This is a genomic window from Calothrix sp. PCC 7507, from assembly GCF_000316575.1.
GTDB lineage: Bacteria > Cyanobacteriota > Cyanobacteriia > Cyanobacteriales > Nostocaceae > Fortiea.
In genome coordinates this window covers 4399316-4420638 of record NC_019682.1, presented here as the reverse complement: position 1 = coordinate 4420638, position 21323 = coordinate 4399316, and the positions used below count along the sequence as shown (strand labels likewise).

The following is a 21323-nucleotide window of genomic DNA, read 5'->3' as shown; positions in this document are numbered from 1 at the left end:
AGAGTCCAAAATCCAAAAATTTTAGCGTATTTGTATGGCAGTTCCCATTCAGATGGAGTACGAAATTATATGACGCTATGTAGTAGCACAGCACTGCCGTGCCCTTACCGATGTACCTCACGCTTGTTGAGAAACGCTATAAGTTGAGTTAAAGTGAGACATATTAATATTGCCGGGAGCATCTACAGAATGGTGTAGTGCGAGCGTCTCGCTCGCGTATATAGATAAAAGCGAGCAAGATGCTCGCACTACTTAATTGGGATGCACCCAATACTGCCCCGCTTAAATACTATTAAAACTTATTTAGGGCTTGTTTTTTGTAACATAACTTTCAGGATTTTGCTGAATTTGAATAGCTGGTATGTCTTCAGTAGTTAATGTTATGACTTTTCTATCTTGCATGATACTAATAGCTTAACCAAGTTGTCAATGTCGTTCAATTACAGATGCAATTGCTACTTTGACTCCAGCATCAATTTTGCTATGTAGCTTTTTCATTTCTTCTGCAGTCATTTTACACCCCCAGCCATTAAGAAACCAATCTCCTCTATTGTCGCTGTTTGTGCATCTAAGATAGCCACAAACTCACCTCTGTAGATGACAGCAATGCGATCGCTCATTTTCATCACCTCTTCTAACTCGGTAGAAATATACAAAATTGCGGCACCGCGATCGCGTTCTGCTAACAACCGCAGATGTACTGCTTCCGTCGCCCCGACATCTAATCCCCGTGTTGGTTGCATGGCGATAATTAACGCTGGTTCTCGCGCCAATTCCCTTGCTAATACCACCTTTTGTTGATTTCCCCCTGAAAGTTGGCTTACCTGAATATTTTCACTTGTCGTGCGGATATCAAACACTTGAATCGCAGCTTGAGCATGTTGAGTTATCGCTGCTTTTTGTAACAAAAACTGGCGACAAAATGGCAAGTTTTTAAAAGCTTTCAAAATTAAATTTTGAGCAATATTAAATTGCAATACTAATCCCATTGTCTGCCTATCTTCTGGGATATAACCAATAATTTCTGTTTGTTGATTAGGGAATTCAATTGTTCCTTGCTGAATAGTTCGCAAAAGAGCGATCGCATCGGCTAATTCTCGCTGTCCATTGCCATCAACACCGGCAATTCCTAAAATTTCCCCTGACTGTAATTGAAAAGAGACATCACGTACAACATTAATACCCCGGTCATCAGCAACTTGTAAACCCTGCACTGATAACACAGTCTTTCCTTGTAATAATGGGGATTTATGCAAATTTAAATCAACTTCACGCCCCACCATCAATGCTGCTAATTGCTGAGGCGTTGCGGCTTGAGTTGTTGTCGTTGCTACTACCTTTCCTCGCCGCAAAACTGTGACTGTATCACAGAGTTGCATCACTTCTTCTAACTTATGACTAATAAAAATAATTGTGTTGCCAGCAGCAGCAAGTTGACGCAAGATAGCAATTAATGATTCTATTTCTGTTAGCGTCAGCACTGCTGTTGGTTCATCGAGAATCAACAATTTTGCTTGACGGTAAAGAACTTTAAGAATTTCTACTCGCTGTTGTATCCCAACAGGTAAATTTTCTACTTTGGCAGTGGGGTTAACTTCTAATCCATAAATTTGAGATAATGCAGCAATTTCCTGATGCTTTTGATGCAGATTTAAATACCAGCAGTTCTCTGTTCCGAGAATAATATTTTCTGTGACAGTCAATTGAGGAATCAGCATGAAGTGTTGATGAATCATACCAATACCTAGTTTAATTGCCTCATGAGGCGAGGTGATTTTTATTGGTTTTTCTAATAAGTAAATTTTACCATTATCAGGCTGTTCAAGTCCACTAATAATATTCATTAAAGTGGTTTTTCCTGCCCCATTCTCACCTAAAATTGCATGAATTTTTCCAGGTTCAATATTCAGGCTAATGTTATCGTTGGCGATAAATGAACCAAAGCATTTGGTAATGTTTTCTAAGCGTAAATATGTCATTTGGATATTTATCACATAGTAGGGTGGGCATTGCCCAACTTTATCTGAAACATCAATTTTTTCGTTGGTGGGTATTGCCCACCCTACGTTATTGAGATGCAATTATGCTGTGGCTTTTTTCACACAGCGGGTATTTTTACCACTGTCTTGGCAATTTTCAAAAATGATTTTTTTATCGATAATTTCTTGCTTTGTTTTCAGTGCATTTTGTTTAACTTGTTCTGAAACTGCTGCTCCAAATCTTCCTAAAGATAATATATCTGGACGTTCCAATCCAATTGTATATATCTGCCCTTTTAGTTGTTTTTGCTTTGCTAGTTCTGCTAGATATTCGATAGCTATATCTAACCGCTTCACAGCAGTAGTTAAAACTGCTTTGGGAGCAATATCTAATTGATCTTGCGTATTACCAAAAGCGTAGACTCCTTTTTCACTAGCTGTTTGTAAGACTGTAGCCGAAGCATTATCTAACCATTGATAGATGACATCAGCACCTGAGGATATCAACGCCAGAGTGGCTTCTTTTGCTTGAGAAACATCATTCCAATCACCTGTAAATGTAGAAGCAATCTGGATATTTGGCTTGATTGATTTTGCCCCTAATTCAAATCCGCGTAATTCTTCTTGGGTGGCGGGAAATTCTTGTCCAGCGATATACGCTAGCTTATTAGATTTAGTGATAGAAGCACCAATTATGCCACATAAATAACTACCTTGGAGGTGATCTATTCGCAAAGCAGCGATATTTTCGCCTTTGAGATTACCATTAACTCCCACAAAAAACGTATTGGGAAATTGTGCAGCGACTTGTTCGATTGCAGCATCAAATTGCCCACCGTGGGCAAAAACTACATTGTATCCCTTACGGGCGAAATCTGTTAGCACTTCTGTTTGATCTGCTTGTGCTACTTTTTCTACATAGGCGGTTTCTGCGCCTAGTTTTTGTTTGGCTAGGTTTATCCCTTCATAACCAGATTGATTCCAGGCTTTATCGGTGATGATTCCAGGAAGTGCGATCGCTATTTTAAACCCTTCACTACCACCAGATGCTGTTGGTGTTGCCGTTTGGTTACTACTACAAGCTTTCAACAATAAGCTGGTAGCAAAGGTAGCAGAACCAGACAAGATAAATTTTCGCCGACTAAAGTTTGTCCTCATACACCAGCCTCTAGGTAGATAGTCTTTTTAGTTACTCCAACACTCTAAAGTCGTAAGCGGTATTTTGGAAGAGGTTTATCAATATTTCCCACTGTTGGCTGAAGACAAAATGATCTAAATCAAGAAAACTGAAGAAATGGGAATAAATATAAACTGAGGCGGAACTAATGCACAAGCACAAGGAACTTTTGCGTGTAATCCTGGCTGTATCAATCATCGTAGTCGGGGTGACACATTTTGTCATTCCCGAACCATACGTAAAAATTATGCCACCCCAACTGCCTTATCCGTTAGAACTAGTTTATCTCAGTGGCTTTTATGAAATTTTAGGTGGTATCGGGTTACTAGTTCCACCTGTGAGTCAAGCTGCAGCGTGGGGATTAATTGCGCTATTTATTGCAGTTTTTCCAGCTAATATTAATATGGCTGTTAATCACATTCAGCTAGAACATATACCCAACTCACCTTGGGTTCATATTATTAGATTACCCTTGCAAGCAGTTTTAATTGCTTGGGCTTGGTGGTACACAAAACCTGCAGATAAAGAACAACAAGCTTCACTGATTCCTAAGTCACTTATTCCTCAAGAGTTAGAATGATAATTTCTTAATTTTATGAACACATCACAAACAGTGCAACAATTGCAAGCCAAATGGATAACACCAGAAAACTTTCGGCGTTATGGACAGGTAATCTTCCCTAGTAAAGATGGCAAAACTTTTGATGTAGAAGATGCCCAATTAAATTTACAAAATGGGATACCGCGATTTTATATTATGCAGTTGCACAAAAAAGGGCGGATGTTTCATAAAATTACTCGTCATGAAAAATGTACTCAATGTTTGGGTGCTTTGGAGGGCAAAGATTGGTTAATTGCAGTTTGTCCTCCCAATAATAATATCAATGAACCAACATTAGAGCAGATTGCTGCTTTCCGTATTCCTGGGAATTGTTTTATTAAGTTAGAGATGGGAACTTGGCACGCAGGGCCATATTTTGACCATGAAATTGTGAATTTTTATAATTTAGAATTGAATGATACAAATGTAGAGGATCATTTCACTCATGATTTTCTCACAAGTCATCAGTTAGAGTTGGAAATAATTTAAGGTAAGGTTGAGTATAAACCAAAACATTTTTGATATATTTCTGGCGTGTTAATATCAACAACAACTTCCGGATTTTCAAAAGCAACTTGACAAATTACTGGATAAAAATCTTGGATTACTTGACGTAAACCTAAGCTTGATTCTTGGATATTTGCTAAGTGCGATCGCATTTCATTTGCAAATAACAATGGATGTCCCATTTTACCTCGATAAGTTGGTGCAGTAATTAATGCTAAATTTTCTTCATGCGATTGCACAAGGTGCTGATAAATATTCAAATTCCTAGGTTGATCAACTGCAGAAATTGCTAATATCTCAAAATCTTGAGGAATCTGTTGCAATCCCGTCAGAATGGAAGTTGTTTTCCCTAGATAGGCATGAGAATTAATCACAGTTATACATTCAGGATGAAAATCTTTTTGTCTGTGGCTATTATGTAAACCTAGCACAACCACAGGTGTAAAACCCACATTTAACCACTGTTCTAATTGATAATTTAATAAGTCTTTCCCTTCAACCCAAAGTAGAGAAGTTTTACAAATACCCATCCTGCTAGAAATACCCGCAGCCAGCACAATAGCATACTTTTTCGATTTAAAATTTTCAGCCATTTTACTTAAACTACACTCTTGCGTTCTTCTCTGCGTCTCTGCGTCTCTGCGTGAGAAAAAAACATCATTTATTCAACAAGTTTATCAGAAAGTGAAACCCCTCTTCCCCCACGACGAACCTTGATTAATTCTCCACAAATACTTACCGCAATTTCTTCTGGTGTTAAAGCACCAATATCTAAACCTATCGGTGCATATATTGTCTGTAAAAAATCCACTGCATAACCCTCATCTTGCAACATTTTATAAACAGTATGAACTCTTTTTTTACTTCCAACCATACCAATATATGCCAGTTGATGATTATACAGCAGTTTTAAAGCAGGTAAATCTTGCAAATAACCTTTGGTGACTAAAACCACATATAAATCAGGAATTTTATTGATTATTTCCCTAATTGAATCGATTGGTTGTGCGATTATAAGTGATGCTTCAGGAAATCTTTCTTTTGTCGCAAATTCTGGGCGATCGTCTTGTATGATAACTTGAAATCCTATTATTTTGGCAATCTGTGCTAAAGGCACCGCAATATGTCCCGCACCGATGATTAAAAGTGTTGGCGGCGGTAATAAAGTTTCAATAAATTCTGTATTTTGGACAGTAGCTATTAATTGGGTTTCTAAAAGTAAGTAAGGTTTTTTATCTGCATCAAACGGAGTAACAAGTGTAGCTATTTGTCCAGAAGTTAAAATATTGATAATCTGGTTAACTAAATTTAAGCTTTCATTCCCTAACCATAACTCTAGCCACACTAACATTATCCCACCACAAACGCCTTGGGTTTCTCTTTGCACTGCACCAGATAAATCAATTTCGACAAATTGTTTTTCACCTGTTTGTAATACTTGCAATGCTGTTTGATAAACTTTCGCTTCTCCAGCACCACCGCCGATAGTGCCAATTGTATTACCATTAGCATCAATAAACATTTTCGCGCCTACTTCTCTAGGTACGGAACCTTGGGTATTGGTAACTGTGGCTAAAACTACGGCACCTTTTTTTAAGGCTGCTGCTAGTTGTTGGTAGAATTGAAGCATTTAAATCAGTTATCAGTTATCAGTTAACAGTTATCAGTCATCAGTCAACTATTAAATTCCTTAAAAACTCTTTCGGGTGTCATGGGGAGTTGGCGTAATCTGCAACCTGTTGCATGGGCTATGGCGTTAGCGATCGCCGGCGCTGTACAATTAGTTGTAATTTCCCCCACACCTTTAGCGCCAAAGGGGCCGTAGGGGTCAGTTTTTTCTATTAAAATTACTTCTATGGGTGGGATGTCTGCTGCCGTGGGGATGCGATAGTCACGCAATTTTGGGTTAACAATGCGTCCTTGGGTATCAAATATCAGTTCTTCAGTTAAAGCATAGCCGATTCCCATCGCTATGCCACCTGTTGCTTGTCCATGACAAATTCGGGGATTAATTGCTTTGCCTAAATCAATAGCTTGCACACATCTTAAAACTTGAATTTTACCTGTTTCTGTATCAACTTCGACTTCTACTCCTTGAACAGCAAAAGTTAATGTTGATTCATCAGCCGCATAACTGATTTCCACACTACTTTCTCTCATGGTGAGTAATTTTTCGGCTGCTAATTTCACAGCTTGTCCAGAAATATAAACTGTAGCAGAAGCATAAGAACCAGCATCAAAAGGTGTGTGTTGGGTATCGCCAGAAATGATATGAATATCAGCTACACCCACACCTAAAACTTCTGCGGCTATTTGTCTCAACGTAGTATCTGAACCCGTACCCACGTCTACGGAACCAGTTCTTAATTCGTATTTACCATCAGCTAAACGTGATAATTTCACACTAGCAACGTGGATTTTAGATAAACCACTTCCTTGCATAGAAACTGCAAAACCGACACCACGACGGCGAGAACCTGCTACTTGTGGTGGACTATTGGGAATATAACCAAGTGATTGAGTAACTTTTTCCCAACATTCAGCAACAGCATAGCTACCTATTAAATTAAAGTGGTCTTTAGAGTTACCTAAATTCACCATATCGCCTGGACGAATCAGGTTTTTCATCCGCATTTCTACAGAGTCAATATTTAGCTGTTTAGCAATTTCATCGATTTGGCTTTCCATTGCAAAAGTGCCTTGAGTCGCACCATAACCCCGAAATGCACCTGCAGGCATTGTATTTGTATAAACTGCAAAACCACGAAATCTTTTATTTGGACAACGATACAAACATAGAGGAATATAACCTGATAAAAATACTACTGTCTGTCCATGATTACCATAGGCACCAGTGTTACCTATCACTTCCATATCTTGAGCAATTAGTGTACCATCTGCCTTAACACCGCTTTTAATTTTAATTTTCATCGCATGGCGGCTATTTGTGGCTATAAATTCCTCGTTTCTGGTGAATTCCCACTCTACTGGCTTACCTGTTTTTAGGGTTGCCAAAACACAAAGGTCTTCTGATAAAATTTCTTGTTTATTACCAAATCCTCCACCAATTTGTGCTTTATAAACACGAATCTTATTTTGAGGTAAATTGAATAATTGAGAAAGTAATCGCTGACAATGAAACGGTACTTGGGTACTGGAACGGACTACTAATGTACCATCTGCTTCTAACCAACTAATAGTTATATGTGGTTCTAGATGAACATGTTGTACTGCTGGTAAATGGTAGGTGTTTTCAACTATTAAATCTGCTGCTTTAAATCCTTGTTCTACATCACCGAATTCTAAAAATATTTGCCCAGCAATATTATTATTTCTATCCGGAATTTGTAATGATTCCGGTTCGTCATGAATGATGACACCACTATCATGCATTGCTTGATGAGGGTCAATAACGTGAGGTAAAATTTCATAATCAACCCTAATTAACCCACAAGCCTGTTCAGCAATACTGGGTGATTCTGCCACTACAGCCGCAACGCGATCGCCCACAAATCTGACTTTATAATCTAATAGGTAATGATCTAACGGATCAGGCACTGGTTCAGCGTGACCTGCGGTGGTATAAGGTATTCTGGGGACATCTTCATGGGTAAAAATGGCAACTACGCCAGGGAGCGCTTTTGCTTGCGTGGTGTCAATCTTGCGGATGCGGGCGTGGGGATGAGGCGATCGCACTACTTTAAGATGTAATAATCCAGGTGGTGCAATATCTGCTGTGTAAGATGCTTTCCCGGTGACGATTGCTTCACCATCTTGTTTGGGAATGCTTTTTCCCACAGGCGCGAAAGAATTTTGCACCACAGATGGACAAAGTGGTTGGTAATTTCCCAAAATACTGTCAACAATCGCTTGATATCCAGTACAGCGACAGAGATTTCCTTTTAAAGCCAAGCGCAATTCATCTTCTGATAATTCCGGTAACTTGGCTGCACTCATAATCATCCCAGGAGTGCAGAAACCACATTGAAATCCTTGCGCTGCTAAAAAAGATTGCTGTATAGATGCGAGTTCACCATTTTGAGAAATTCCTTCAATTGTGATTACCGATTTATTTGCAATTCGCATTCCGGGATAAATGCAACTATGGATTGGTATATCATTTACCCAGACAGTGCAAGCACCACAATCACCAGCATCACAAACACGATGCACACCAAACCAACCTAACTGGCGTAACAAACTCAATAAGCTAGTTCCAGGGTGACAAGTTGCTGTATAAAATTGGTGATTAACTTGTAATTGTAATTCTTCTGGCATCTTAAAATTTACATCTAGAATTGTTGCAGAGCCTTCTTAATTAAAACAGCAGTAATTTCTCGCCGATAAATTGCACTTGATTTAGTATCTTCGATAAAATTTACTCCTTCTAAAGAAGCCATGAATTCTGTTTCTAAACACTCTATTAAATAGGGTGTAGCAACACTAGCAGCAATCACACAACGTATATGTTGATGATTCCTAACAATAACTACAATCGCCAACGCTGGATCAGTTGCTGCTAAACTAAAACGTTGATAACTCACTTGCCATTTTAAATTAGACAAGGGAATCAAAACTCGCCTTAGTATATCTCCAGGCTGCAAAATTGTTTGGCGATAACCAAGCTGAAAATCTTTAGCCGCAACTTGACGCGACTGTTTATTTAAGTGCCAAATTTCATAACTAGCACCTAAAGCCACCATCAGTGGTGCTAAAGTTCCCACCGACAAAGCCAAGCAGATATTACCTCCCACTGTCGCCTGATTAATGACTTTAAATGACGCAGCTAGCGCCGAAATAGCACTTTTCAATCCCTCAACCGCTGTCCATTCTAGTAACCAGGGATATTCTAATAACTTAATTAAAGGACATGTCGCCCCAATAATTAAATAATCCTCCTGAACTTCAATCTCTGACCATTTTAAATTATGTATATCTACCAGCACTTTCAGATGTGGTTGCGGTTCCGAAAATAACCATGTTCCACCAGCCAACCAAGCCCAATCCTCACACCAATTCGTGATAGATTGAATATCATCGGGAATTAAATACGTTTCTACATTTGGTAAATCCATTCTAATTCAAACACTGATAACTGATATAGTTTTCGGTTGGTTGACATACAATCGAGGGCGGGGTTTCCCCGCCCCTACGGGCTTTTACAATTTAAAACTGTACCTCACTGATAACTGTTAATTGATAACTGTTAACTGTATCTCATACCCTAATCTTTTCGGTAACGAAATCTTATAAACATCACCTTGATTCATTTCATCTGGTGACTGCATTTGACTCAAGGCGGTAACGACTTCATCAGAATTTGCCGTGAGGATGACAACCGGGCGATCGCCCGCTATGGGAAAATCATGCCAAGTACCAAGATATAATAGTAGTCCATGACCAGCAGGGAACCGCAGCGCTTGCACTTGACTTAAATCTGGGAGATTTTCGCCATGAGTATGATTAGGTGGTGCTAGCACCATAATAAACGGCGACTGACCCAAAGCAATAAACATTTGGGTCATATGTAAATGTCTTTCTAGCCAAATAATCGGCGGATATCCCGGCAGAATTTTCGCAGTTCTAAAAGTTGCTTTACCTCGATAGCTAAAGTCGATATTTTCACCTTCTAAAACTCTGTCTTGATAAAAGGGAATTCCCAATCCGGGTTTGCTGACATCATCACCTAATAGATAACCGTAAGGTTTAATATTTTCTGCGTTGGCATCAATTACGGGTATTTTTAAAACTTGAGTGGGAGAAATATTCATCAGTCCTCCTTTTAAAGTTAAATATTATAGATGGTTTCAAATCAGTCACGTACAGTTTTAAATCGCAAAGCCTGTAGGGGCTGGGTTTCCCCGCCCTCTCGATTGCATTTCTACAGCTTATTCATCCATTCGTAAATACCCTCACCTGTAGTTAGCCAAGTATTAGGTTGATTTTTAATGTGTAATAAACATTGTTTTAAATATTTTAATCTTAATGGCTGACCAACAATAAAAGGATGCAACCCAATCGCCATGACTCGTCCTTGTGATTCTCCATCTTGCCACAATTGGTCAAATTGGTCTTCAATAGCTTGGGCAAATTCTGCGCCAGAAAATCGGCTACTTAAGCATAAACTAATATCATTTGCTTCTATGGTATAGGGAATTGCTAACAGACGACCCTTCTCTAAGGGATACCAATAGGGTTGATCATCATTTACCCAATCGGCAGTATAAACAATTCCGGCAGCGTGTAATAGTTCAAATGTTGACTCAGTAATTGAAAATCCCGGAGTTAACCAGCCTTTAGGAGTTTTATCAGTAGCTTGTCGTAGTAAATCTAGAGTTTGATTAATTATCCCAATTTCTGTTTCTCGATTCATGCCACTATGCCCAGTGGAATTATTAATCCCATGCGCCATAATTTCCCAGCCATGTTGTTGCATAGCTGTCATTATTTCGGGATAAAGTGTACAAATTTCCCCATTGACTGCTGCTGTGACAGGAATTTCTAATTCAGCAAATAGTTCAAATAATCTCCAAATTCCTACACGATTACCGTAATCTCGCCAACTATAATTAGCAATTTCTGGATAACTATTTAAGTGGGGTTGAATTGCTGTTCCCAGTTTACCAAAGGTAAAGTGTTCGACATTCATTACTACCCAAACAGCTACTCTAGCATTGTTAGGCAATTTTAATACTGGTCTTTGAGTAATCGGTTGAAAATATGGAGGTTGCATTGACTTGAGATTTTGAATCATCAAATATTAGACCCAATTAGTATCCGTAGGGTGGGCAATGCCCACCAGATACATGTAGTTAAAAAATAAATTTAGTTGTTGATAAAATATCAATGTTTATCCTTTGTAACTGCAGGTGAATTTTCCCTAGCTAGCGGTTTTTCTTGGGCTTGTATTTCTAGCAGTTCTGGTATCGTCACAAATCGATAGCCCTGAGACTTTAAACCTGCAATAATTTGGGGTAAAGCTTGGACAGTTCGGGCACGATTACCTCCACCATCATGCATTAACACAATTGAACCTGGTTTCGCACCTTTAAGTACATTTTTGACCTGTCCTGACGCTTGTGGAGAATGACGTTCAGCATCTCCAGACTGATTCGACCACATCATCACAGCATAGTTTTGACTTTTAGCATAGTCTACTAATCCATTATGTAAAAAACCACCGGGAGGACGAAATAAAGTGGTTTTCACTCCTGTAGTTTTATAGATGATATCTGCTGTACGATTAATTTCACTAGCCGCAGTGATTGTATCCATATTACGATACCAATGATGCCAAGTATGGTTGCCGATAACGTGACCATCCTCTGCAACTTGTTTGGCAATTTTGGGATAAATTTTTACCATTTCCCCAATCATAAAAAACGTAGCTTTAATATTATTTTGTTTTAAAATTTCTAGTACCTGTGCCGTATTTTTAGGACCAGGTCCATCATCAAAAGTTAGAGAAATTACTTTCTCAGTTGGTTTCAGTTGCGCTTGATAGATAGTTGTCCCTTGAAACTGTTTTGGCACTTCTACTATCGGGTTTTTATCTGGAGTAATAGTTTGAGCTAATGCACTCGTTTTCCTGCCTAAATTTGCTTGACTACTTTTGCTAACTGGCGCTTTAATGGCTAATAAATGGTTAACTCTGCTCATATCTAAAAGCAGAGCCACACCACAACTAATAGCCGCTACTAATATAAATATTCCTATTTTTTTCATTAGAGACAGATTACGATCAATCACATTAAATCTCCTTCACCTAATTTTTATCTGTTGCAGAAGCACTAAATTTTTATTGGGAGCATCTCATTTATATACTGGTTTAAATTAATATATAGCGGTTCTCTGTCTGATGCAATACAGTCAAGGGCGGGTTTTTCCCGCCCCTACAGGCTTTGCGATTTAAATCTGTAGCTCACTGATCTGAAAACCGCTATATTTTTTCTTGAAGAAAAAGAACAAACTTTTGGGAAATATTCCTGAGAAATTAACTTGATTTATGCGGACTTACTAATACATATACTCAAAAATTAAGCAGGTGTAATTATAGGTAACAAAACTTGGGAATGAGTCTCGCCACCGCAACTGACTGTTAGTGTGATAATCTGAGCAGCTAATAAATCGTCGCTACTAATTACTGCGCCATTACCGGAATTCATGGCGTAGGCAGGAAAACACGCAGCACTCAAACTTAGACGCAAAGCATGACCTTTGGCAATCCGTACACAAGTCATTTGCAAGGGAATTTTTTTAGTAACAGAGTTTGTGCTATCTCGACAATGAATGTAACCTTGAGTCAAATTATAGACCCGCCCATCAAGATAAACTTCCGATAGCACAGCACATAAATCATAACTAGGTGTATCAGCACTACAGGAGATTTCCACTATGGTATCTCCTGCTAAATGTAAGTTTTCTGTCAATGGTTCACTAGTATAAGTTAAGGCATCAGAACGACAATCAATGTGCATTCGCTCAAATATACCCCCTGGAATTGCCGCATGACCACCCAATGCCTGCACTGGTCGCCAGGGGTCGTGAACTAATACATCTAGGGCATGGGGGATGGGGCACTTGTACTGAGCGCAGTCGAAGTATGGGGCATGGGAAATAAGGGTTCCGGAGTCTTCGCGAATGCTGGCTAGTCCGGTGGTTGACAAGAAATATGATTTATGGTTTGTTGTAGGTACACTAGGAAAACTGCGCCAAATATTACTACCCATCTCAAATAAACAGACAGGCTGTTCTTGCAATAAACCTGTATCTACATCTTTAAGAAACTGATCAAACCAGCGGATTTGCATTTTATCAACAGGACTCATCGCCTTGACACCAAAGTCAACTTCACCAACTTTACGTGCCCAAGGTAAATGTGCCCACGGACCAATTAACAGATGTTGTGATGTTAAGCTACGGGCTGCCATATCTTTATATAAATGCAGAGTCCCCCGCAAATAAGTATCAAACCATCCGCCAATATGAAACATAGGTAAATCGACTGCTTGCAAGTGGCGCTTGGGTGAAAGTTCTTCCCAATATGAATCTGGTTGAGGATGAGCTAGCCAATCGTGATAAAACGATTCTGGGGCGAGTTGTTGGAGAATTTCGGGATTAGTTACAGGTAGATTGTGAGACGCAGTAAGTAATGCTTGATAGGCTGTTTGATCTTTTCGTAATCGGGCAGTTTCTGTTGCTAATTGAATTGCCCAAGCAAGATTAGTTTGTAAACAAAATGCACCTCCTTCATAAGCCCAATCTGTATACAAATCATAGCCAATCATTGCCGGGCAAATTGTCTTTAAAGCGTGTGGTTTAGCGGCTGCGGCATATAGCTGTGTCATGCCTTGATAAGAAAAGCCATACATGCCGACTTTGCCATTACTATTTGGTAGATTTGCCGCCCAGTTGACGGTGTCTTCACCATCAGCAATTTCATTAGCAAATAGCTGAAATTCGCCTCCAGATGTTCCCCTTCCCCGGACATCTTGAATGACTACGATGTAACCGTGGGCAGCATACCAAGTAGGATGGGCGTAAACAACCGTAGATGCGATCGCTCTACCATAGGGTTGTCGCATTAATAATACCGGAAATTCACCCTCAGCATCAGGGCGATAAACATCTGCATCCAGGCGCACACCGTCACGAGTGTGCATAGAGGCGGTTTGTTTGGGAAGGACTTTGTACATGGAGGGATGAATATCTCACGCAAAGGCGCAAAGACGCAAAGGAACAAACAAGTAGTATCCGTAGTAGTAGAGTGAGCATTGCCCACCAGATCAGGGTTTGGTGGGCTAGGTAATTATTACTGATTCAGCAATCCAATAATTTCCTCTAGTAATAATTTAGCCTTGTACAGGCTCAATAATTTTTCTTGCTCATATCTATCTGGATAACCCATCCTCCTACCCTCAAGGGATATCCTGATTAACGCTACTTGCTCATTTGTGGGTGTTCCCATTTCATCTAGCGCTATTCCCATTTCTTTAACGCTGCCAAAACTAGGAGTTTTTAATCCCCTGCTTTCCTTCATTTGTCGCAGTGCTAGCACCGGGAAAGCCATTAAAGATGTGATGTAAGAGATTTTGTAACCAATGTTGCCAATTGGCTTGACACCATACCTACGGCATAAGTTACGCAATTCTTCAATCGTCTTGATTTCAAGTTCTGACCTTGTGAACATAAAATAGAGTTACCTCTTGATAAAAGTGGTATCGGTGGGTTACTAGTTTTCCAGACAGATTACCCACCGATTTAAACTCTAAACCGTTGCTAACATCGGTTCAAGGTATATTTACATCTCTCAATAATGCCTAATCCCAAGGGTAAACCAGAAAATTTTGGTAATCCACCAAGTAAAGAACTAACAGAACAATTAAATTTTCGTGTCACTAAAGAAATGAAAGAAGAGGTACAACAACAAGAAAATCCTCCTGAATTCTGTAGAGAAGCAATTCAGGAGGCATTAGATAAAAAGAAAAAAAGTAGCAAGGATTGAGTAATTGTTATTCCGACTGAAACCTTGATAACTGATAACTGATTCAAGAAAGGGTATTAGGATCAATTCCTAGCTCGCGTAACTTAGCTGCTAATATATCAGCACGCTGGCGTTCTTGTTCAGCACGTTGGCGTTCCTGTTCAACCTTTTCTTGACTCCATAACAGCAAATTACCTTCCCTATCCCACCACCGCAGCCAGTTTGTAGTTTGGCATAATCTTTCACCTCGCCAAATTCCGAGAAATAACTCTAACTCAGGAATCCAAAAACGCCCATTGGTATCTGCTTGTTGCAATGTGTATTGTTCATTTTGCAAACAGCGCACTTCTAGACTAGGTTCGTAGGGGTCGTAGGTGACGTAAGTGGGAACTTTCAAAATCCGTTCGTAGAAGTAGAGCTTACCATAGGGTGGAGTTGAGCGGACTGAGAGTTCTCCACCTTCTGTGTCTGAAAGAAATTCCATCACCACCGCAACAGCAGCACCCTCTAAATTTTGGGTGTAACTACGACGAATTACATCAACGGCTACTGACTGCACTTGCGGGACGTAAAACCAGTCAGGTGCTTTGACAATAATTTTTTTGTTGATTGTGGCGACGAGTCCAAAATTGGAGCCAATCAACATTTCAGGTAGAATAAATCCGGCAGATCCTAAAGCATCGGTGAGTGCAGCAGCAAGAGATCGTTGTTGAATATTTTCTACTGGATCATCAGGTAAAATGTAGTCGTCTGGGAGTGGTTCCCAAATAACATTTGGTTCTTTTTGAATGGGTGGAATTTGTAGAACCACGGAATTACTCCTAACATCAATTTAGCGTTGCTGATTGAAAGTATGATTTAGTCTCACGCAAAGACGCAAAGACACAAAGAATTTACCTTTAGTTTTAAGTGTAGGTTGGGCTAAGGAACGAAACCCAAAATTTCCGAGGCTTTGTTGGGTTTCTTAAAGCCCTATGCGTTGTCTTGTCAGGTACATTTAGTAACCGCTATACTCAAAAGCATCAGTTTCTTAAATTTAACTGTCATTTTGAGTATACTGGCTGGGCGCTACGAAATTAGTCAGACGTTGGGTGGCGGGGGGTTTGCGGTTACTTACCTCGCTAGGGATATTTTGCAACCAAGCAAACCTTTGTGTGTCGTCAAGCAACTGCGTCCTAACCAGTCAAATCCCCGCGTTATTGAGTTCTTTGAAAAAGAAGCTGCGATCCTCGAAAGGCTAGGTAAACATCCGCAAATTCCCCAACTACTCGCCCATTTTAGCCAAGACCAACATCTTTACATAGTTCAGGAATTTATCGAAGGTCAAGACCTGAGTCGAGAAATGATTCCTGGTAAGCGGTTGAGTGAAGGTTATGCAACTAAGTTGTTGCAAGACGTTTTAGAAGTTTTATCTTTTGTTCATGGTCAAGGAGTCATTCACCGCGATATCAAACCCCAAAACCTCATGCGCCGACAGCAGGATGGTAGGATTTTCTTGATTGACTTTGGGGCAGTAAAAGAACTTGGGACATTGATGGTGAACACTCAAGGGGAAGTCAATTCCAGCGTAGTTATTGGTACTGCGGGATATATGCCCAATGAGCAAAAGAATGGTAAACCCTGTTTAGGTAGTGATGTCTATGCTGTGGGGATGACGATAATTCAAGCTTTGACAGGCATTTTACCTTTTGATTTACAAGAAGAACCGTTAACTGGTGAAATTATTTGGCAACACCAAGCACAAGTAAGTGACCATCTGGCGGAAGTTTTAACTAAAATGGTGCGTCGTCACCATAGTTTGCGCTATGCAAAAGCAGCTGAAGTACTGCAAGCTTTCACTTCACCTTCGTCATCGCCCATAACGCCTACAGTTATTGTTAACTCTGCCAAAGAAGCATACCTGCAAGAAGCCAGACTGCGCGCACAACAAGGACAGGGGAATTTTTCTGTCTTTGCATTGAGAATCCTGGAATCTCAGCGCCTGGAGTTGGGATTATCTGCGGATGAAGCCAGGGAAATTAACGAACAAGTCCTCAAACCCTATCGAGAGTATGAAGGCAAGTTAGAGGAATATGAACAGGCGTTAATTGACGCAGTTAAGCAACAATATCCTTTTAACCAGGCGATGCAAAAGGATTTGCAAGACTATCAGCAATATTTAGGACTACGGGATGAGGATATCGCGGCGATACAAGCACGGGTGTTTCCCCAAGAACCGCAGCCAAGGCCACAATCGCCCCCAGTTATCCAACGAGTTGTTCCTCAGACACCACAGCCAACACCAAAATCACCCCTAGTTATCCCGGTTATTCCTCAGACACCACAAGCAAAACCAAAATCGCCCTCAGTTATCCAAACTCAGACTTTTGAATTTGAAACCGCCACTTTAACGCTCAAACCAGGATTTTTGGGTATAGGAAAATCCTGGGACATTAACTATGGACGGGGACGCGCTGAGTATTTCATAGAAAACCCTGGTAATGGCTTCGTGTTGGATATGGTTGCAATTCCTGGCGGTAACTTTCTCATGGGTTCCCCAGACAATGAGAAAGGACGACGTGATTCTGAAAGTCCGCAGCATACCGTCACCATTCAACCCTTTTTCATGGGTAAATTTCCTGTCACCCAAGCTCAATGGCGAGCCGTTGCTGCTTTTGGTAAAGTAAATATTGATCTAAATCCCGACCCATCCTATTTTAAAGGTGCAAATCTACCTGTGGAACAAGTGTCTTGGGATGATGCGGTGGAGTTTTGCGATCGCATATCTCAACATACTGGGAGAATTTATCGCTTACCGAGTGAAGCTGAGTGGGAATATGCTTGTCGTGGAGGAACGACTACCCCGTTTTATTGTGGTGAAACAATTACAACAGATTTAGCGAATTACGGAACTTTTATGGAAACCACCGATGTAGGCAAATTTCCTGCCAACGCCTTTGGTTTGTTTGATATGCATGGTAATGTGTGGGAATGGTGTCAGGATAAATGGCACGGAGATTATCACGAAGCGCCAGCTAATGGTCGTGCTTGGTTAAGTAAAAATAATAATGAATATCGAATTTTGCGTGGCGGTTCTTGGGTAAGCCTCCCAGACAACTGCCGTAGCGCTAACCGCAATGGGTATACTTTCGACAACCGTTGTGATAATTTCGGTTTTCGTGTTGTTCTTGTTCCTTCCCTTTATCGAAAATTTGAGTCTAACTTAGATTAATTTCAAGAGGTAATCTGATGACGACATCTGTAAATATAGCCAAAGTCTACGATGAAATTATAGAGTTTATTGCTGCTGGAACCACTCCCCAAAGTGTTATCGATTTCAAACTCTCGGATGCAGCCAAAGACCGTTTAGAGGATTTGGTTGAGCGCGCAAAAACTGAAGGCCTTGTAGGAAGTGACCAGCAAGAGTTACATTATTTCCTGATGCTAGAGCATTATGACTTTAGCAAAAGCAAAAGCTCATCAGTACATTAATGCTAAGTGAGTATTCAAAATGTCTTGTGTATATATTAGTGCAGAATTGCGGCGTTTAGTTAGCGATCGCACCGCCCATATATGCAAGTATTGTTTATATCCAGAAGTAGACGGCTTAAGCTGTCAAGTTGACCATATAATCAGTGTCAAACATGGCAGCGCTACAACAATTAATACTCGTCGGCGAGGCTCACAACTCCGTTCATCCACCTCAAAAATTCAGGTGCGTTATCGCGTTAGCGTAACGCACGCTACAAAGTTGAGTGATGGCGAATATTTCACACAGGCATTAAAGCATCTACTCGTCCCAAAACTGCCATATCTTCTGCATCTAATTCTATGCGAGTACCACTACGAATTAGTTCCGAAAAGTCTTCGTTAGGAACCATCACAGTCAGTGTATATAAGCGAGAGTTACCTGTATTTTTAATCAAGTGCGTGCCAGTGGGAGGTACTAATATACTATCTCCTGTTTTAATAGCGACTTTCTTACCATCACAAATAGCTATGCCTTCTCCTTTGAGAACAAAAAACATTTCTACAGCCCATTGATGGCGATTTGGTGGTGTTTGTCCGCCCACATCAAAAATTTCCACACAACAAGTCAGGGAAGTATTAGCATTGGTGGAATCAAAGATAATTGCTAACCTGTTAGAATCATGAGGACTGATGCGGTAAACTTGGTAATCTTTAGGAGATTTGATAACAGGAATTACACATTTAGTAGTAGACATTTATTTATCTCTTAGGTTGTCATTTGTCATTTGTCATTTGTCATTTGTTATTTGTTATTTGTCATACCCTATTGCCTATTGCCTATTTAGCGCTTCTAAAATCGCTTGTGAGTCGGTGACAAAACCGAAGCATTGTTGGACGTTATATAATGTCGCCAGCCAACAATAGTCAGGTGAGGTGGTGGCGGTGCAGTCTTTCACTAATACGCAGTCGTAGCCTAAAAAATTGGCGTCACACAGTGTAGTCAGTACACATTGGTCAGCATTGACACCAGCAAAAAATATTGTCGTTATTCCCAAGTTCCGCAAGATGCTATCTAGGGGGGTATCCCAAAAGCCACTCATGCGGTATTTATCCACACGAATATCTTCTAGTAGCTGTGGGAGTTCGTCTACTACCGCCGCCGCCCAGCTACCCGCCATCAGTACTTTAGCACCGTTGCTGGGTAAGCGATCGCCTAATCCCACGCCGTCACCTGTAGGATTATAAACGTGGAGTACGCCAGCACTAATATTAAGTAAGTCGGGACGATTTGCCCAATTTACCCAAATTACGGGCACATTAGCCGCCCGGAGTTCTGGAAGTAAGTTTTGTAAAGGTTCTATGGGCTTGCGGGCTGGGGTGACATCTACGCCGATATGCGCCAACCAGCCATCAGGGTGACAGAAGTCGTTTTGCATATCTATGACGAGGATGGCTACTTTTGCCAAGTCTAGGCGCAGGTTTTTAGTATCTGTTGTTAAGATAACGGGTTGTGGGGTCTTTTGAGGACGAGTGATATCTGCGATCGCTTGATTCACTCTCCAAGCATTTGGTGCAACTCCCAATGTCCGCAAAGGTAAATCCATAAATTGCAACACCCAATACCTTTTTCTATTTTGTAACTTGAATTTCTGTTAATCGTTCAATTACTTAATTAAGGTTAAATATTATGACCTTTACTATTCAGAATGTTTTAATCGCTATTGAGGACGGTTACACCACCGTAGATGTACAGATAGTGGATGGCAAAATTGCCGCTATTGCAACGCATCTAGACATTGTGGGTACTGTTATTGATGGTAAAAATAAGCTCCTGTTACCGGGATTTTTCAACGCCCACACCCATTCCTCAGAAATGTGGCAACGGGGAATCATGTCAGTTTTGCCTTTAGAGTTATGGCTAGCCGAACTGTATGATTTTGCGCCCCTCGATCCAGAACAGGTTTATCTCAGCGCTTTGGGAACAGCCGTAGAAACCCTCCTTTCCGGTGGTACGAGTGTGGTAGATCATCTGGTGTTAATTCCCGGAAAAGAATTAGAAACGATCGCCACCGCCATCAAAGCTTACCGAGAAGTAGGAATTCGCGCCTTTGTCGCCCCGCTAATTCAAGATGAATCGATTACCGCTGGTATCCCATCCGGGGAGTCAGCCCAAACTCATGAGCCTTATTTTCGTTCAACTATAGCCACCCTGGAAGTCATTGAAGAGGCGGTGAGACAGTTTCACCGCCCAGACGAGGGTGTGGAAATTTTAGTTGCCCCTACGGGCATACAATTGTGTTCAGATGCTTTGTTTACTGGGTGTATTGCGTTAAGCGATCGCTATAATTTGTGTCGTCACTCCCATCTACTCGAAACCAAAGCACAGGAAAGACTTGCCCAAGAAAAGTACGGTTGTACTGCTGTTGAACATTTAAAAAGACTTGGGTATTTGGGCGATCGGACTTCACTTGCCCATTGTGTCCATTTAAGTGATGCTGATATTGCCATCCTTGCCCAAACTCAATCTACAGTCGTTCACAATCCCTTAAGCAATTTGCGTTTAGGCAGTGGTATCGCCCCCATTTTAAAATATCGCCAAGCTGGGGTAAACGTCGCTTTTGGTTGTGATGGTGCTTCCAGTAATGACTCCCAAGACTTGCTAGAAGCCATCAAAATTGGTTCGATTTTGCACAACGTTACCGATTTAGATTATCAGCACTGGATTACACCTCGACAATCTGTAGAAATGGCAGCTTTAGGCGGTGCAAAAGGATTGAATTTAGCAGATAAACTCGGTTCTTTAACTGTTGGTAAACAAGCTGATTTAGTTCTTTACGACCTCACAAATTTATCATTACTCCCCCGCACAGACCCCATCGGTTTATTAGTTTTAGGTCGTCCGACAAACGTGGTTGATAGTGCTTGGGTGAATGGTAAACAAATTGTTGCTAATGCCAAAGTGACAACCATTAATGTTGATGAATTGCGGCAAGAATTATTTAACCGCAGTCAGTGGGATACTCAGCGTAAGTCTCAAACTGTGGGGCAGATTGAAGCGCATTATCGCACAGTTATGGGGTTATAAAAATGCTAAATTGCCAGTAAATAAGTAGTAAATTTGTCTTT

21 protein-coding genes are annotated in these 21323 nt (G+C 40.6%); 7 read left to right on the top strand and 14 right to left on the bottom strand.

Annotated elements, in window-relative coordinates:
- Positions 1 to 509: 509 nt before the first annotated feature.
- Both CAL7507_RS18885 and CAL7507_RS18880 read right to left on the bottom strand, forming a co-directional pair.
- The gene (locus CAL7507_RS18885) at positions 510 to 1979 is read right to left on the bottom strand and encodes an ABC transporter ATP-binding protein (RefSeq protein WP_015130091.1); all 1470 of its coding nucleotides are present in this window, start codon (positions 1977 to 1979) and stop codon (positions 510 to 512) included.
- Positions 1980 to 2081: 102 nt separating this feature from the next.
- Complete coding sequence (locus CAL7507_RS18880) at positions 2082 to 3137, bottom strand: BMP family protein (RefSeq protein ID WP_015130090.1); 1056 nt, start codon at positions 3135 to 3137, stop codon at positions 2082 to 2084.
- A gap of 167 nt (positions 3138 to 3304) precedes the next feature.
- Here CAL7507_RS18880 and CAL7507_RS18875 point away from each other — a divergent pair, with 167 nt between their 5' ends.
- Together CAL7507_RS18875 and CAL7507_RS18870 are read left to right on the top strand one after the other, a co-directional pair.
- A complete protein-coding gene (locus CAL7507_RS18875; RefSeq protein WP_015130089.1) occupies positions 3305 to 3736 on the top strand; it encodes a DoxX family protein in 432 nt (143 codons plus the stop codon).
- A 15-nt stretch (positions 3737 to 3751) separates the two neighbouring features.
- Positions 3752 to 4246, top strand: a complete 495-nt coding sequence (locus CAL7507_RS18870; protein ID WP_015130088.1) for an ureidoglycolate lyase — start codon at positions 3752 to 3754, stop codon at positions 4244 to 4246.
- Here the strand turns inward: CAL7507_RS18870 and CAL7507_RS18865 are convergent.
- From CAL7507_RS18865 to CAL7507_RS18825, 9 genes are all read right to left on the bottom strand, one after another.
- On the bottom strand, positions 4243 to 4857 hold the full coding sequence (locus CAL7507_RS18865; protein WP_015130087.1) for an NTP transferase domain-containing protein: 615 nt from the start codon (positions 4855 to 4857) through the stop codon (positions 4243 to 4245). The two genes, CAL7507_RS18870 and CAL7507_RS18865, sit on opposite strands and share 4 nt — an antisense overlap.
- A 68-nt stretch (positions 4858 to 4925) precedes the next feature.
- Positions 4926 to 5894, bottom strand: a complete 969-nt coding sequence (locus CAL7507_RS18860) for an XdhC family protein (RefSeq protein ID WP_015130086.1) — start codon at positions 5892 to 5894, stop codon at positions 4926 to 4928.
- Positions 5895 to 5938: 44 nt separating this feature from the next.
- Positions 5939 to 8542 carry a molybdopterin cofactor-binding domain-containing protein gene (locus tag CAL7507_RS18855; RefSeq protein WP_015130085.1) on the bottom strand — a complete coding sequence of 868 codons (2604 nt, stop codon included), beginning with the start codon at positions 8540 to 8542 and terminating at the stop codon, positions 5939 to 5941.
- Positions 8543 to 8556: 14 nt separating this feature from the next.
- Entirely contained in the window at positions 8557 to 9339 is a 783-nt protein-coding gene (locus CAL7507_RS18850; protein WP_015130084.1) for a xanthine dehydrogenase family protein subunit M, read from the bottom strand.
- A gap of 117 nt (positions 9340 to 9456) precedes the next feature.
- Positions 9457 to 10035 (bottom strand): ureidoglycolate lyase, encoded by a 579-nt coding sequence (locus tag CAL7507_RS18845; RefSeq protein ID WP_015130083.1) that lies wholly within the window; start codon positions 10033 to 10035, stop codon positions 9457 to 9459.
- Between the two features lie 110 nt (positions 10036 to 10145).
- Complete coding sequence (locus CAL7507_RS18840) at positions 10146 to 10997, bottom strand: polysaccharide deacetylase family protein (protein ID WP_042342286.1); 852 nt, start codon at positions 10995 to 10997, stop codon at positions 10146 to 10148.
- Between the two features lie 110 nt (positions 10998 to 11107).
- Positions 11108 to 12013 (bottom strand): polysaccharide deacetylase family protein, encoded by a 906-nt coding sequence (locus tag CAL7507_RS18835; protein ID WP_015130081.1) that lies wholly within the window; start codon positions 12011 to 12013, stop codon positions 11108 to 11110.
- 287 nt (positions 12014 to 12300) lie between these two features.
- Positions 12301 to 13959 carry a CocE/NonD family hydrolase gene (locus CAL7507_RS18830; RefSeq protein WP_015130080.1) on the bottom strand — a complete coding sequence of 553 codons (1659 nt, stop codon included), beginning with the start codon at positions 13957 to 13959 and terminating at the stop codon, positions 12301 to 12303.
- A 116-nt stretch (positions 13960 to 14075) separates the two neighbouring features.
- Complete coding sequence (locus CAL7507_RS18825) at positions 14076 to 14453, bottom strand: hypothetical protein (RefSeq protein ID WP_015130079.1); 378 nt, start codon at positions 14451 to 14453, stop codon at positions 14076 to 14078.
- A 126-nt stretch (positions 14454 to 14579) separates the two neighbouring features.
- Here CAL7507_RS18825 and CAL7507_RS18820 point away from each other — a divergent pair, with 126 nt between their 5' ends.
- On the top strand, positions 14580 to 14768 hold the full coding sequence (locus CAL7507_RS18820) for a hypothetical protein (RefSeq protein WP_015130078.1): 189 nt from the start codon (positions 14580 to 14582) through the stop codon (positions 14766 to 14768).
- Positions 14769 to 14811: 43 nt separating this feature from the next.
- Here the strand turns inward: CAL7507_RS18820 and CAL7507_RS18815 are convergent, their stop codons facing one another.
- Positions 14812 to 15558, bottom strand: a complete 747-nt coding sequence (locus CAL7507_RS18815) for a Uma2 family endonuclease (RefSeq protein ID WP_015130077.1) — start codon at positions 15556 to 15558, stop codon at positions 14812 to 14814.
- Positions 15559 to 15795: 237 nt separating this feature from the next.
- On the opposite strand from CAL7507_RS18815, the gene CAL7507_RS18810 reads away from it, so the two are divergent.
- From CAL7507_RS18810 to CAL7507_RS33460, 3 genes are read left to right on the top strand one after another with little or no spacing between them, the layout of a single operon-like run.
- Complete coding sequence (locus CAL7507_RS18810) at positions 15796 to 17958, top strand: bifunctional serine/threonine-protein kinase/formylglycine-generating enzyme family protein (RefSeq protein WP_042342284.1); 2163 nt, start codon at positions 15796 to 15798, stop codon at positions 17956 to 17958.
- Between the two features lie 17 nt (positions 17959 to 17975).
- Positions 17976 to 18218, top strand: coding sequence for a hypothetical protein (locus CAL7507_RS18805; protein WP_015130075.1), 243 nt, complete (start codon positions 17976 to 17978; stop codon positions 18216 to 18218).
- Positions 18219 to 18237: 19 nt separating this feature from the next.
- Complete coding sequence (locus CAL7507_RS33460) at positions 18238 to 18600, top strand: HNH endonuclease (RefSeq protein ID WP_015130074.1); 363 nt, start codon at positions 18238 to 18240, stop codon at positions 18598 to 18600.
- Here the strand turns inward: CAL7507_RS33460 and CAL7507_RS18800 are convergent.
- Both CAL7507_RS18800 and CAL7507_RS18795 read right to left on the bottom strand, forming a co-directional pair.
- Positions 18497 to 18952, bottom strand: a complete 456-nt coding sequence (locus CAL7507_RS18800) for a cupin domain-containing protein (protein ID WP_015130073.1) — start codon at positions 18950 to 18952, stop codon at positions 18497 to 18499. The two genes, CAL7507_RS33460 and CAL7507_RS18800, sit on opposite strands and share 104 nt — an antisense overlap.
- 75 nt (positions 18953 to 19027) lie before the next feature.
- The gene (locus tag CAL7507_RS18795) at positions 19028 to 19801 is read right to left on the bottom strand and encodes a cysteine hydrolase family protein (protein ID WP_015130072.1); all 774 of its coding nucleotides are present in this window, start codon (positions 19799 to 19801) and stop codon (positions 19028 to 19030) included.
- Positions 19802 to 19884: 83 nt separating this feature from the next.
- Here CAL7507_RS18795 and CAL7507_RS18790 point away from each other — a divergent pair, with 83 nt between their 5' ends.
- Positions 19885 to 21282 (top strand): amidohydrolase, encoded by a 1398-nt coding sequence (locus CAL7507_RS18790; RefSeq protein ID WP_015130071.1) that lies wholly within the window; start codon positions 19885 to 19887, stop codon positions 21280 to 21282.
- The last annotated feature ends 41 nt before the right edge of the window (positions 21283 to 21323 follow it).

Bases quoted from the DNA above. Each gene is read 5' to 3' on its own strand.
- CAL7507_RS18885 (WP_015130091.1), bottom strand. From the start codon at position 1,979: ATGACATATTTACGCTTAGAAAACATTACCAAATGCTTTGGTTCATTT.
- CAL7507_RS18880 (WP_015130090.1), bottom strand. From the start codon at position 3,137: ATGAGGACAAACTTTAGTCGGCGAAAATTTATCTTGTCTGGTTCTGCT.
- CAL7507_RS18875 (WP_015130089.1), top strand. From the start codon at position 3,305: ATGCACAAGCACAAGGAACTTTTGCGTGTAATCCTGGCTGTATCAATC.
- CAL7507_RS18870 (WP_015130088.1), top strand. From the start codon at position 3,752: ATGAACACATCACAAACAGTGCAACAATTGCAAGCCAAATGGATAACA.
- CAL7507_RS18865 (WP_015130087.1), bottom strand. From the start codon at position 4,857: ATGGCTGAAAATTTTAAATCGAAAAAGTATGCTATTGTGCTGGCTGCG.
- CAL7507_RS18860 (WP_015130086.1), bottom strand. From the start codon at position 5,894: ATGCTTCAATTCTACCAACAACTAGCAGCAGCCTTAAAAAAAGGTGCC.
- CAL7507_RS18855 (WP_015130085.1), bottom strand. From the start codon at position 8,542: ATGCCAGAAGAATTACAATTACAAGTTAATCACCAATTTTATACAGCA.
- CAL7507_RS18850 (WP_015130084.1), bottom strand. From the start codon at position 9,339: ATGGATTTACCAAATGTAGAAACGTATTTAATTCCCGATGATATTCAA.
- CAL7507_RS18845 (WP_015130083.1), bottom strand. From the start codon at position 10,035: ATGAATATTTCTCCCACTCAAGTTTTAAAAATACCCGTAATTGATGCC.
- CAL7507_RS18840 (WP_042342286.1), bottom strand. From the start codon at position 10,997: ATGCAACCTCCATATTTTCAACCGATTACTCAAAGACCAGTATTAAAA.
- CAL7507_RS18830 (WP_015130080.1), bottom strand. From the start codon at position 13,959: ATGTACAAAGTCCTTCCCAAACAAACCGCCTCTATGCACACTCGTGAC.
- CAL7507_RS18825 (WP_015130079.1), bottom strand. From the start codon at position 14,453: ATGTTCACAAGGTCAGAACTTGAAATCAAGACGATTGAAGAATTGCGT.
- CAL7507_RS18820 (WP_015130078.1), top strand. From the start codon at position 14,580: ATGCCTAATCCCAAGGGTAAACCAGAAAATTTTGGTAATCCACCAAGT.
- CAL7507_RS18805 (WP_015130075.1), top strand. From the start codon at position 17,976: ATGACGACATCTGTAAATATAGCCAAAGTCTACGATGAAATTATAGAG.
- CAL7507_RS33460 (WP_015130074.1), top strand. From the start codon at position 18,238: ATGTCTTGTGTATATATTAGTGCAGAATTGCGGCGTTTAGTTAGCGAT.
- CAL7507_RS18800 (WP_015130073.1), bottom strand. From the start codon at position 18,952: ATGTCTACTACTAAATGTGTAATTCCTGTTATCAAATCTCCTAAAGAT.
- CAL7507_RS18795 (WP_015130072.1), bottom strand. From the start codon at position 19,801: ATGGATTTACCTTTGCGGACATTGGGAGTTGCACCAAATGCTTGGAGA.
- CAL7507_RS18790 (WP_015130071.1), top strand. From the start codon at position 19,885: ATGACCTTTACTATTCAGAATGTTTTAATCGCTATTGAGGACGGTTAC.